This is a genomic window from Brachybacterium sp. GU-2 (assembly GCF_030866705.2).
Classification (GTDB): Bacteria; Actinomycetota; Actinomycetes; order Actinomycetales; family Dermabacteraceae; genus Brachybacterium; species Brachybacterium conglomeratum.
This window is the reverse complement of record NZ_CP133037.2, coordinates 3,538,604-3,549,955: the sequence shown is the minus strand read 5'-3', so window position 1 is coordinate 3,549,955 and position 11,352 is coordinate 3,538,604. Positions and strand designations below refer to the sequence as shown.

The window sequence follows — 11,352 nt, the reverse complement described above, 5'->3', positions numbered from 1 at the left end:
CCTACCGGCTCGTCCCTCGCCAGTACGTCGATCAGTCCTGCGCCGTCTCGACCGATCTCCTACCGGCTCGTCCCTCGCCAGTACGTCGATCAGTCCTGCGCCGTCTCGACCGATCTCCTACCGGCTCGTCCCTCGCCAGTACGTCGATCAGTCCTGCGCCGTCTCGACCGATCTCCTACCGGCTCGTCCCTCGCCAGTACGTCGATCAGTCCTGCGCCGTCTCGACCGATCTCCTACCGGCTCGTCCCTCGCCAGTACGTCGATCAGTCCTGTTTCTTGCCCTGCTCGGCGCGCCAGCGGATGCCCGCGTCGATGAAGCCGCTGATCTCGCCGTCGAACACCGAGGAGGGGTTGCCCTCCTGGTACTCGGTGCGCAGGTCCTTCACCATCTGGTACGGGTTCAGCACGTAGGAGCGCATCTGGTCGCCCCAGGACGCCTTGACGTCGCCGGCGAGCTCCTTGCGCTCGGCGGCCTCCTCTGCCTTCTTCAGCAGCAGCAGGCGCGACTGCATGACGCGCAGCGCCGCGGCGCGGTTCTGGATCTGGGACTTCTCGTCCTGCATCGACACGACGGTGCCGGTGGGCAGGTGGGTCATGCGCACCGCCGAGTCGGTGGTGTTCACCGACTGGCCGCCCGGACCGGAGGAGCGGAACACGTCGATCTTCAGGTCGTTCTCGGGGATCTCGATGTGGTCGGTCGACTCGATCAGCGGGATCACCTCGACCGCGGCGAAGGAGGTCTGGCGGCGGCCCTGGTTGTCGAAGGGGCTGATGCGCACCAGGCGGTGGGTGCCGCCCTCGACGGAGAGGGTTCCGTAGGCGAAGGGGCCGGCGACCTCGAAGGTCACCGACTTCAGCCCCGCCTCCTCGGCGTAGGAGGTGTCCATGACCTTGGTGGAGTAGCCGTTGTTCTCGGCCCAGCGCAGGTACATGCGCATGAGCATCTCGGCGAAGTCCGCGGCGTCCACGCCGCCGGCGCCCGCGCGGATGGTGATCACGGCGTCGCGCTCGTCGTACTCGCCCGACAGCAGCGTGCGCACCTCGAGCTCATCGAGGGTCTTGTGGATGCTGGTCACCTCGGCCTCGGCCTCGGCGAGGGTGTCGGGGTCGTCCTCCTCGGCGGCGAGCTCGACCATCACTTCGAGGTCCTCGATGCGGGAGGCGAGGTCGGAGATGCGGCGCCGCTCGGACTGGGCGTGGGAGAGCGCGGAGGAGACCTTCTGGGCGTTCTCGACGTCGTCCCAGAGGTCCTGGGCGGAGGCCTGCTTCTCCAGGTCCGCGATCTTCTTGTCGAGGGCGTCGACGTCCGTCACCTGCTCGATCGAGGACAGGGTCGAGCGGAGCCGGGGATCTCTTCGGAGAAGTCGATGGAAGCCACGATCGGGGAGTCTACGGCAGAGGGCTCGATGCGGCCCGGGAGTCGCCGAGGAGAGCGGGCAGGGCGCGTCCCATCTCACGGCCCACCTCCTCCAGCAGCGCCTCGCCGCGCGCGATCGCGTCGGGCACGTCGGCGGCGCGGGAGACGAGGTCGAAGGCCTCCTCGATCCCGGCGGAGGCGAGTTCCTCCGCGTCGAGGGTGACGGCGCCGGCGACGGCGAGGACGGGCAGACCGGCCGCGGCCGCGCGGCGGGCGACCTCGGCCGGGCCCTTGCCCTGGAGGGTCTGGGCGTCGAGCTTCCCCTCCCCCGTCACCACGAGGTCGGCGGTCTCGAGACGGGCGTCGAAGCCGGCGAGCTCGAGGACGACGTCGGCGCCGGAGCGCTGGATCGCCCCGAGCAGCAGCAGGGCGAAGCCGACGCCGCCGGCGGCCCCGGCGCCTTCGGCGCGAGCCGCCTCGCCGCTCGGGTCCAGCAGCGCCGCGGCGGCGGCGAGGGTGCGATCGGCGGCGGTCACGGCCTCCGGTCCGAGTCCCTTCTGCGGTCCGTAGACGGCGGCCGCCCCGTCGGCGCCGAGCAGGGGGTTCGCGACGTCGTTCGCAGCGATCAGCGACGCACCCTCGAGCGCGGCGAGAGCCGGGCCGAGGTCGACGCTCGCCAGGGTCTCCAGCCCTGTGAGACCGGGGGCGATGTCCTCGCCGTCGGCGGTGAGCAGGCGCGCACCGAGGGCCTGCAGGAGTCCGGCGCCGGCGTCGGTGGAGGCGCTGCCGCCGAGGCCGACGACGATCTCGCGGGCTCCGGCGCGGACGGCGGCGAGGATCAGCTCGCCGAGCCCGCGGGAGGAGGCGTCGCGCGGGGCGAGCTCCTCGCCGGGCAGTGCCTTCAGGCCGACGGCGTCGGCGAGCTCGAGCACGGCGGTGGTGCCCTCGAGCGCCCAGACCGTCTCGCGCGGTGTTCCGGTGGGGCCGGTGATGGTCGCGCGCTGCGCGGTCGCTCCGGCGGCGAGGGCCGCGTCGACCGTGCCGTCGCCGCCGTCGGCGATCGGGCAGGCGGTGATCTCGGCGTCCGGGGCGGTGGCGGCGATCCCGCGGGTGAGGGCGGTGACGACCTCGGCGGCGGTGAGGGAGCCCTTGAACTTGTCGGGGGCGAGGAGGAGGCGGGTCATGCGGTGCTCGCGATCTGCTCGACAGTGAGCGGCGGGTGGGACATGGCGAAGGCTCGTGCAGCGGTGGCGGACGTCATGGCGCTGGCTCGGATCCTACGGACGTGAAGTGGTTGCTGCTCCCCTGCCCGCGACTCGGACTCCCGATGACCTGGGCGAGCCGACGGCATGGCCGGACCGGCGGCACGGTCGAGAGGCCGGCACGAACCGGACGGAGGCGGCTCACCGCGCCCGGGCCTCACCCAGCACGGTCAGCGGGATCGAGGTGCCGGTGCCGCGGGTGAACCACCCGACCAGCGGCGGATTAGTGCGGGCGGCGAGGACCACGTGGGCGGTGCCGTCGGCGTCGACCGTGACCTCCTGGATGTGGATGTCCTCGGTGCTGGTGGTGTCGTAGGGATAGGTGCGCAGGTTCTCCTCGGCGGCGTCGCGGGCGGAGCCGGTGTGGATCGCGGGGCCGTCCCCGTCGGAGTAGATCCGGGCGGGGTCCACGGCCTGGGAGGCGGCGAGGGCGGCGCTGTCGGCGGCGTGCTGGAGGCCGTTGCGCTCCAGCTGCACCCCGGTGATCGACGTGCCGACGGCGATCACCATGAGGATCACGACGAGCACCCCGGTGGTCAGGATCGTCACCGAGCCGCGCGCGTCCGCCCACCGCTCCCGCAGGTTCGCGACCGGCCGACCGACACCCGCGGCGAGCGGGGTGGCGACCGCGCGGAGCAGGAAGGGGCGGCGGCGCCGCTCCTGTGCAGTGCCCGGTCTCACAGGTCCGCCCGGTACTGGTCGACGGGCACCGCGTGAGAGGCGCCCACCGCGACGGGGCCGGTCTCCCCGAGGATCGGTCCCAGCCCCGGCACGGGGACGGCGATCCGCACCCGTGCGGTGACGACTCCTCCCGCGGTCGCGCAGGGGTCCTCGCTGCAGCTGAGCTCGACGACGTCACCCGGCGGGAGGCCGTGGTCCCCGAGGACCAGCTCCATGTGGCGGGAGGCGCGGGCGGCGGCGCGATCGGGGTCGGGCTCGGTCGCGTGGATGCGCGCGGCGTCGCGGGCGATCGTATCGGCGGCGAAGGCTGCGGCCTGCACGTTGCCGAGGGTGAGCACGAGGTAGAGGGTCGGGATCAGCAGCGCCGCGGCCAGCACCACGAACTCGACCAGGGCATTGCCCCTCTCGTCCTCGAGCCGGTGTCGGAGCCCGTCCGGAGCGGCGGGAAGCAGGAGGCGACGGAGTCCTCTCACCATGCCTCCTCGTCCACGGCCCTGCCCTCGACGCTCAGCGCGCCGGCGGGACCGATCAGCCCCACGAGCGGGAGCGTCGCGTCGACCTGCACACGGATGGTCCCGTCGTCCTCCTGCACGGCGGTGGCCTCGGCCTCGAGCCCTCGCCCGAAGCGCTCGTCGACGAGCTGCTGCGCCCGGTGGGCGCCGTCCTGAGGGGTCGATCCGGCGAGCGCGGCATGGTGCGCTCCCTGCACGGCGGCGTCGACGAGGGTGTTGCGGGTGTGGACGATCAGCGCTGCCTGGATGACGAGCAGCGCGATCATCACTATCAGCACCGCGACCATCGGGAACTCGGCCACGGCCGCCCCGTCGTCCTCCCGCAGCCGCGCCGCAAGATGCCGTTCCCGTCCGCGCCGACGCCTCGGCCGATCGCGGCAGGGCAGGTCGATCGCCTTCACCGCCGCGGGTGCGGGGGCGCAGGGACGGGGCGGGGCCGGGCGGCGCATCAGCAGGACGGTTCGCGGTGAATGGACGTGGTCAGAGGCTGCCGCCGAGGAAGGGCGCCATCGCGTTCTCGAAGATCTGCACGATCTGGTCGGAGGCGACGGCCCAGAGAGCTACGACGATCCCGGCGGTCATGAGCGTGATCAGCACCCAGCCGGGGACGTCGCCCTGGTCGGAGGCCAGCCGCGCCAGGAGACGGCTGCGGAGACCGGCGCGCTGCGAGGCGGGGCCCGTCGTGCCGGGCTCAAAGCGGTGGTGACGCGGTCGGGTGCGGGTGTGGAGTCGGGTGCGGTGGACGGTCATGTCGGCCTCCTCGGCGGACGGGTCCGGGACAGGTCCCGGGCGGGTGCGGATCGGAGCGGTCGGGGGATCGAGGGACGAAGGACAGGGCGACCCCGGTCGGGGGCGGGATCAGGACGATCATCGAGAGCGGGATCGAGGCCGGGGCCTCATCCGGGGACGAGCCTGGAGGGCGCTCACAGGGAGATCTCCAGCACTGCGAGGCCGGGGAAGATCGCGAAGAGGATCACCAGCGGCAGCACGAAGAACACCACCGGGACGAGCATCGCGATCTCCCGCTGTCCGGCCATCTCCATGAGGTCGCGCTTGGCGTTCTCGCGGGCGTCCTGCGCCTGGGCGCGGAGCACCTCGGCGAGCGGTGTGCCCCGCTCGATCGCGATCGAGACGCCCTCGCCGAACCGGCTGAGGGACTCCAGCGGGGTGCGCGCTCCGAGCGAGGCGAGGGCCTGCGAGACGCTCGAGCCGGAGCGGATGTCGGCGATCGTCGCGGCGAACTCGTCGGGCAGCGCGCCCGTCGAGGTCCGGGCGACGCGCTCCATCGCGGCGATCGGGCTCTCGCCCGCGGCGACGGCGAGGGCGAGCAGGTCAGCGACCGTCGGGAACTCGCGCGCCATGCGGGAGGCGCGGCGCTTGATCTCGACTCCCAGCAGGTAGTCGCGCAGCAGCACGCCCAGCAGCGCGCCGAGAGCGACGATGAACAGCCCCAATACCGCGCTCGCGTCCCGCAGCACGATCGCGGCGACGGCGAGGACGATCCCGAGCACGAGGCCGACGGCCCCGAAGACGACCTGCTCGATGCGGAAGGAGTCGGTGGAGGTGCGTCGGCCCGCCAGGCGCAGGCGCCGCTCGAGCTGCTCTGCGCCGCCGGTGAGCCGTTCGAGCAGTCCCAGTCCGCGCGTCGCGACCGGGCCGAAGAGGTTCTCCACGACGATGCGGGCCCGGCTCCTGCTGGTCGGCGCCGCGAACAGGGAGGAAGTCCGCGAGCGGCGCAGGTACGGGTCGACTCGCCGGCCGAGGTCCCGCGTGCGCAGCCAGGGAAGCTGCGTGGCGAGCAGGTAGAGGCCGGTGCCGAGCATGAGGCCCAGCAGGATCCCGGCGAGCAGGGACATGCTCATCGCAGCACCCTCTCGTCCTGCGGCAGCTGCGCGATCATCAGCATCACCCGGTAGGCGATCAGCGAGACCACCCCGCCGACCACCACCAGGACCATCCCGGCCGCGGAGTCGTAGGCCTGCGCCGCCTCGGGACGGGTCGACATCAGCGCCAGCACGATCCACGGCGCGAAGAGCGCGAGTCGGGCGGCGTTCACGGTCCAGGACTGGCGGGCCTCGAGCTCGGCGCGGGTGCGGGAGTCCTCCCGCAGGAACGCCGAGAGGGTGCGCAGGAGCGACCCGAGATCCGTGCCGCCGACGTCACGGGTGATCCGCAGCGCCTCCACGATCCGGTCGCCGACGGGATCGGCGAGGCGCACCTTGAGCCGGTCGAGGCAGGCGGCGAAATCTCCGCTGGCCTGGTAGTCCAGGGCGAACTCGGAGAACGCGGGCCGCAGCTCCTCGGGTCCCTTCCGGCTCAGCTGCACGAGCGCCTCAGGCAGCGAGAGTCCGGCACGGATGGCGGAGTTGATGTGGTCGACCGCCTCGGGCCACACCTCCCGCATCGCGGTGGTGCGCCGCCGCGCCGCCGAGCGCAGCACGAGCACCGGCAGTACCGAGCACAGCAGCCCGATCGTCAGCGCCGGGACGAGCGCACTGGATATCGCCCACAGCGCGGCGGCGACAACGAGCCCCAGCCCGGCGCTGAGAGCCGGCACGGCAGCAGGAGGCACCGAGTCCAGCCCCACCTTGATGAGGTCGTCGCGCAGACGGTCCATCCCTCGAGAGATTCTGCCGGGGCGCGGGACGGCTCCCTCCTGCTCCCACAGCGACCACCAGATCGACAGCAGTCCGAGCCCGGCGACGAGGCCGAGGAACGCTCCGTCCGTCATGCCGCGCTCCTCCCTCCGAGCAGCTCGGCAAGATCGTGACCCGCACGGGCGAAGCGCTCGGCGTGCGGAGGATGACCGTCGCCGCGGACCAGCCGGTCCCCGCGCAGCGAGAAGACGTCGGTCACCTCGATGACCTCCTCCTCGACCCGTCCGCTGAGGCCGACGATCTCGCGCACGCGCCGTCGCCCCTCGGCGAGGATGTCGAGGTGGACGACGAGGTCGATGGCGCTGGCGACGGTGGGGACGACGAAGCGGCTGGAGACGTTCTCCCCAGCCAGCAGCGGCAGCGTGCAGAGCTTGGTGACGGCGTCCCGCGCAGAGTTGGCATGGATCGAAGCGAGGCCGGGCAATCCGCTGTTCAGGGCGATCAGCATGTCGAGCGACTCGGCCTCGCGCACCTCGCCGACGATGATGCGGCTGGGCCTCATGCGCAGAGCCTCCTTCACGAGGCGGCGCATCGAGATCTCGCCGGTCCCCTCGAGGTTCGCCTGGCGGGTCTGCATCGCGACCACGTCCCGCAGGGCGAGGTTCAGTTCGAAGACCTCCTCGATCGTCACCACACGCTCCCGGGCTCCCATCGACTGGGCCAGGCAGCGCAGGAAGGTCGTCTTCCCCGCCCCGGTCGCGCCGCTCGTGATGACGTTCAGCCCGGAGGCGATCGCGGCATCGAGGAAGTCCGCGGCCTGCTGGCTGAGGGAGCCGAGGGCGACCATGCCCTGCAGGTCGTGGGCGCGGGCGACGAACTTGCGGATGTTGATCGCCCAGTGCGTGCGGGTCACCGAGGGGATGACGACGTGCAGGCGCGACCCGTCCGGCAGCAGCGCGTCGACGAAAGGGCTGGACATGTCCAGGCGGCGGCCGCTGGAGACGAGCATCCGCTCGACGATCCCGCGGACCTCGTCGTCGGTCAGCACGATGGTGGTCAGCTCGCTGCGCCCGTTCCTCGCGACGAACACCTGGGAGGGCGAGTTCAGCCAGATCTCCTCCACGCCCGGGTCATCCAGCATCTCCTGCAGCGGGCCGAAGCCGCCGATCCTCGCAGCGACCTGCGCGACCATGGTGTCGTCGTCATGCAGCACGGGCACCTCGCCCGAGGACGAACGACGGTCGTAGTCGGCGACGACCTCCCGGATCAGCGGCTCCAGCTGATCGGCGTGCACGTCCAGGCCGCGGCGCCTGATCAGCTCCCGCGACTCGGCCTCGATGATGGTGGCGGCGTCCATCGTCCTCCCTCCCCCAGCCCTACCGCCCGGTCCCTCCACCGCGCGGCGATGTGACGCAGGTCGCGACACGCGTGTCACTCTAAGGGGAAATCACCCGGCTCGCCGCGCCAATCCAGGGAATGTGGACAACTCTCCCCGCCCGCTCCCATGGCAGGATGACAGCAGTCCACGAGCCGACTCTCACGCAGGAGCTTCCCATGGCCGAGACCACCAGCACGGGCGAGGATGCCCCGAAGCTGTCCCGCCCCACCCTGAAGTACATGGCCAAGCGCGTGATCTCCGAGTTCACGCGCGACGGCGGCACCGATCAGGCCGCGAAGCTCACCTACTTCATGGTCCTCTCCATCGCGCCGACGCTGCTGGCGCTGTTCTCGCTGGCGACCCTGCTGCTGGCGGGGATCAAGGACCAGATCGCGGGACTGCTGGTGGACCTCGTCAATCAGGCGGCGGGCGGCAGCGAGCTCGGGGCGGAGGATGCGATCGAATCGACCGTGAACTCCCTCCTCGGCTCCGCGACCGGCGGCACGATCGCCCTGATCATCGGTATCGGCACGGCCCTGTGGTCGGCGTCGGCCTATGTGAAGGCCTACGGACGGGTCGCGAACCAGATCTACGAGGTCCCCGAGGGCCGCGGCCCCATCCGCATGAACGGCACGATGCTGCTGCTGACCCTCGCGATGATCCTCGGGATCCTGCTGGTGATGATCTCGGTGCTGCTGAACGCGTCCCTCGTCGAGGGGCTGCTGGGCCCGATCGCCTCGAGCATCGGGGCCCAGGGCGTGCTCACCTTCCTGCTGGACTCCTTCCTGCCGATCTGGGCCTGGGTGAAGTGGCCCGTGATCCTCGTGATCGCCTTCGCGCTGATCTCGCTGCTGTACTGGGGCGCGCCGAACATCGACAAGCCCTTCCGCTTCATCTCCCCCGGCGGCGTCTTCGCGATCGTCGGCATCGCGGTCGCGGCGGTCGCGCTGTCGATCTACATGGGCACCGTCGCCGGCTACTCCAGCTACGGCGCGATCGGCGGCATCATGGCCGTGCTCTTCGCGCTGTGGATCATCAACATCGTGATCATCCTCGGCGCCGAGGTCGACGCCGAGTACGAGCGCGCCCGCGAGCTCGAGGCCGGCAAGCCCGCCGAGGACTCCCTGGCCCTGCCCATGCGGGAGAGCGCCGGCGCGGAGAAGGCCGAGGAGAAGCGCGAGGCGATCGTCGACGAGGGCCGCGACATCCGCCTTCGCAACCTCCACCACGACTCCGACGCCTACACCGGCGAGGACGCCCGCCTCACCCCGCGCCACGGCGTGCCCGTCGTCGACGGCGAGTCGGAGGCCGACGGGAAGCCCTCCGAGAAGGACTCCTGAGATGTGCGGGCGCTTCGCCTTCTTCCAGGAGATCGATCCGCTGCTGGACGATCTGGGGGCCGTGGACCTCGAGGACCCGCGCCTGCGCTCGCGCTGGAACATCCCGCCGACCGCCCCGATCCACGTGGTCACCGAGTCGATCGACAAGGAGACCGGTGAGGTGCTCCGCGCGCTGCGGGTCGCCCGCTGGGGTCTGCTGCCGCCCTTCGCGAAGGACGAGTCCTTCTCCTCGCGCACCTTCAACGCCCGCCGCGAGACCCTCGGCGAGAAGCCCAGCTTCCGCGGCAGCCTCTCCCGCTACCGGGCGATCGTCCCGATGGACGGCTACTACGAATGGGTGCGCGATGAGAAGGGCAAGCGCAAGCAGCCGTACTTCATCGCCCCGGCCGACGGCTCGCCGCTCTACATGGCAGCGCTGGTCTCCTGGTGGAAGGGTCCGGGTGGCCACGAGGGTCCCGCGGCCAGTGACGACGGAGCGTTCCTCCTGAGCGCCACCATCATCACGCGCGAGGCCACCGGTGACCTCGCCCGGATCCACGACCGCACCCCGGTCATGCTCCCGCGCGACCAGGTCGATGCCTGGCTGGACACCTCGATGGATCACAAGGAAGCCGCCGCCGCCTGGATCAACGACGACTCCCATCTGCTGGAGGACTCTCTGCTGGCCCTGCGCGAGGTCGACCCGGCAGTCGGCAAGGTCGGCAACGACGGCCCCGAGCTGCTCGAAGGGCCGCAGCGCCTGCTGTGACCGCAGCGTCTCGGGGCCAGGACCGCCGGGACGCGAGAGCCTCACGTGTGACGGGCCCCGCAGGCACACGGCCCCTCCGTCCGACTGCGGTCTGACGCCGCGGCACCGCCCCGCCCGTACGCTCGTGGACATGACCGGCCCGTCTCCCTCCGCCCCGCCCCCGGAGCCCGCGCCCGCCCCCCGGGCGACCGCTGCGCGCCCCCGGGGCGCTCCGGTGCCCGCGGAGGCCCGCGCGACCCGTTCCGATGGATCATCGAGAATCCCGGCACCGTCGACCTGATCGGCTTCGGCACGGCCGCCGCCCTCATGCTGCTGTTCGGCGCCGGCGCCGGGGGTGCGGGCTGGTGGATGCTGTTCTCGGTCCCGATGGTGCTCGCGGGGGCGGTCTGCCGCACCCGCCCCCTGCTGGGCGTGATCGTGATCGGCGTGCTCGCCGTCTCCCATGTGCTGGTCGGCATCCCCGTCGTCGCGGGCGACGCGATGACCTTCTACGCCATGTTCTGCGCCGTCGCCTACGGCAGCACGGCCGTGCACCTGATCGGCGTGGCCGCGGGGATGCTCGGGGTGCTCGTCCAGGCGACCTGGTTCGGGATCGTCGCGGCGTTCGGCGAGTACGGCAGCCTCGGACAGGGGGCGATTACCTTCGTCGGCCTGGGGATCATCGGGACCATCACGATCGTCGCGATCTGGGCGCTCGCGAATCTGCAGCGGGCCCGGGTGCGCCAGCTCGCCCTGACCCGCGACCGAGCCGAGCAGGCGGTGCGCGAGCGGGAGCAGCGCACCGCGCTCGCCGTCGCCGACGAGCGCGCCCGCATCGCCCGCGAGATGCACGACGTCGTCGCCCACTCCCTCTCCGTCATCATCGCCCAGGCCGACGGCGGGCGCTTCGTCGCCTCCCAGAAGCCGGAGAAGGCCGTCGAGGTGCTCGGCACGATCGGCGAGACCGGCCGCGCCGCGCTCGCCGACATGCGTTCCCTGCTGGGCGTGCTGCGCCAGGAGGACGAGACCAGCTTCGGCCCGCAGCCTGGTCCCGAGCAGCTGCCCGAGCTGCTCGAGCGCGTCCGCGCCGCGGGCCTCGAGGTCGACCTCGAGGCCGAGGGCTCCCTCGACCAGCTCCCCCCGTCGGTCGGCATGTCCGTGTTCCGCCTGGTGCAGGAGGCGCTGACCAATGTGCTCAAGCATGCCGGGCCCGGCGCGAGCGCCTCCGTGCGCCTGGTCCGAGGCGCCGAGGGCCTCGTCATCGAGGTCGTCGACGACGGCCAGGGCACCGATCCGACGTCCGACGGACTCGGCCACGGTCTGACCGGGATGCGGGAGCGGATCAGCGTGCTCGGCGGGACTCTGCAGGCCGGGCCGCTCCCCTCCCGCGGCTACCGTGTGCGGGCGACCGTGCCGCTGCCCGCCGACCACGGCACCCCCGGCGAAGCCGACGGCCCCGCCTCCCCCTAGACCACCACCGACCCCGGCACGTCCCCGG

Annotated in this window: 12 protein-coding genes; 3 read left to right on the top strand and 9 right to left on the bottom strand. The window is 72.0% G+C overall.

Translation table 11 applies throughout. The annotated features are described in order from the left end of the window. Positions 1–263 precede the first annotated feature (263 nt). The 9 genes from prfB to RBL05_RS16185 form a co-directional block, all read right to left on the bottom strand. A protein-coding gene (prfB, locus tag RBL05_RS16225) for a peptide chain release factor 2 (RefSeq protein ID WP_318603910.1) occupies positions 264–1,378 on the bottom strand; the annotation gives its coding sequence in 2 pieces (ribosomal slippage) (positions 264–1,351 and positions 1,351–1,378; 1,116 coding nt in all). A gap of 11 nt (positions 1,379–1,389) precedes the next feature. Continuing rightward, positions 1,390–2,541 carry a glycerate kinase gene (locus RBL05_RS16220; protein WP_308738611.1) on the bottom strand — a complete coding sequence of 384 codons (1,152 nt, stop codon included), beginning with the start codon at positions 2,539–2,541 and terminating at the stop codon, positions 1,390–1,392. Between the two features lie 219 nt (positions 2,542–2,760). After that, positions 2,761–3,300: a pilus assembly protein TadG-related protein gene (locus tag RBL05_RS16215; RefSeq protein ID WP_308738612.1), complete on the bottom strand. Its 540-nt coding sequence runs from the start codon at positions 3,298–3,300 to the stop codon at positions 2,761–2,763. After that, positions 3,297–3,776: a TadE/TadG family type IV pilus assembly protein gene (locus RBL05_RS16210; protein WP_308738613.1), complete on the bottom strand. Its 480-nt coding sequence runs from the start codon at positions 3,774–3,776 to the stop codon at positions 3,297–3,299. Before RBL05_RS16210 ends, RBL05_RS16215 begins: the two co-directional genes overlap by 4 nt. Beyond that, the gene (locus tag RBL05_RS16205) at positions 3,770–4,114 is read right to left on the bottom strand and encodes a TadE/TadG family type IV pilus assembly protein (protein ID WP_308738614.1); all 345 of its coding nucleotides are present in this window, start codon (positions 4,112–4,114) and stop codon (positions 3,770–3,772) included. Before RBL05_RS16205 ends, RBL05_RS16210 begins: the two co-directional genes overlap by 7 nt. A gap of 178 nt (positions 4,115–4,292) precedes the next feature. Further along, a complete protein-coding gene (locus RBL05_RS16200; RefSeq protein WP_308738615.1) occupies positions 4,293–4,562 on the bottom strand; it encodes a hypothetical protein in 270 nt (89 codons plus the stop codon). A gap of 173 nt (positions 4,563–4,735) precedes the next feature. Next, a complete protein-coding gene (locus tag RBL05_RS16195; protein WP_308738616.1) occupies positions 4,736–5,674 on the bottom strand; it encodes a type II secretion system F family protein in 939 nt (312 codons plus the stop codon). Then, positions 5,671–6,543, bottom strand: a complete 873-nt coding sequence (locus tag RBL05_RS16190) for a type II secretion system F family protein (protein ID WP_308738617.1) — start codon at positions 6,541–6,543, stop codon at positions 5,671–5,673. The genes RBL05_RS16195 and RBL05_RS16190 overlap by 4 nt, the downstream gene beginning before the upstream one ends. Continuing rightward, a complete protein-coding gene (locus tag RBL05_RS16185; protein WP_308738618.1) occupies positions 6,540–7,766 on the bottom strand; it encodes a CpaF family protein in 1,227 nt (408 codons plus the stop codon). The genes RBL05_RS16190 and RBL05_RS16185 overlap by 4 nt, the downstream gene beginning before the upstream one ends. Positions 7,767–7,963: 197 nt before the next feature. On the opposite strand from RBL05_RS16185, the gene RBL05_RS16180 reads away from it, so the two are divergent. The 3 genes from RBL05_RS16180 (at position 7,964) to RBL05_RS16170 (ending at position 11,324) form a co-directional block, all read left to right on the top strand. After that, positions 7,964–9,127, top strand: coding sequence for a YihY/virulence factor BrkB family protein (locus RBL05_RS16180; protein WP_308738619.1), 1,164 nt, complete (start codon positions 7,964–7,966; stop codon positions 9,125–9,127). A 1-nt stretch (position 9,128) separates the two neighbouring features. Further along, positions 9,129–9,875 (top strand): SOS response-associated peptidase, encoded by a 747-nt coding sequence (locus RBL05_RS16175; RefSeq protein ID WP_308738620.1) that lies wholly within the window; start codon positions 9,129–9,131, stop codon positions 9,873–9,875. 306 nt (positions 9,876–10,181) lie between these two features. Continuing rightward, positions 10,182–11,324: a sensor histidine kinase gene (locus RBL05_RS16170; protein WP_318603909.1), complete on the top strand. Its 1,143-nt coding sequence runs from the start codon at positions 10,182–10,184 to the stop codon at positions 11,322–11,324. Positions 11,325–11,352 lie beyond the last annotated feature (28 nt).

Excerpts from the sequence above, each read along its gene's own strand:
- RBL05_RS16220 (WP_308738611.1), bottom strand. The coding sequence starts at position 2,541 with ATGACCCGCCTCCTCCTCGCCCCCGACAAGTTCAAGGGCTCCCTCACC.
- RBL05_RS16210 (WP_308738613.1), bottom strand. The coding sequence starts at position 3,776 with ATGGTGAGAGGACTCCGTCGCCTCCTGCTTCCCGCCGCTCCGGACGGG.
- RBL05_RS16200 (WP_308738615.1), bottom strand. The coding sequence starts at position 4,562 with ATGACCGTCCACCGCACCCGACTCCACACCCGCACCCGACCGCGTCAC.
- RBL05_RS16195 (WP_308738616.1), bottom strand. The coding sequence starts at position 5,674 with ATGAGCATGTCCCTGCTCGCCGGGATCCTGCTGGGCCTCATGCTCGGC.
- RBL05_RS16190 (WP_308738617.1), bottom strand. The coding sequence starts at position 6,543 with ATGACGGACGGAGCGTTCCTCGGCCTCGTCGCCGGGCTCGGACTGCTG.
- RBL05_RS16185 (WP_308738618.1), bottom strand. The coding sequence starts at position 7,766 with ATGGACGCCGCCACCATCATCGAGGCCGAGTCGCGGGAGCTGATCAGG.
- RBL05_RS16180 (WP_308738619.1), top strand. The coding sequence starts at position 7,964 with ATGGCCGAGACCACCAGCACGGGCGAGGATGCCCCGAAGCTGTCCCGC.
- RBL05_RS16175 (WP_308738620.1), top strand. The coding sequence starts at position 9,129 with ATGTGCGGGCGCTTCGCCTTCTTCCAGGAGATCGATCCGCTGCTGGAC.
- RBL05_RS16170 (WP_318603909.1), top strand. The coding sequence starts at position 10,182 with ATGCTGCTGTTCGGCGCCGGCGCCGGGGGTGCGGGCTGGTGGATGCTG.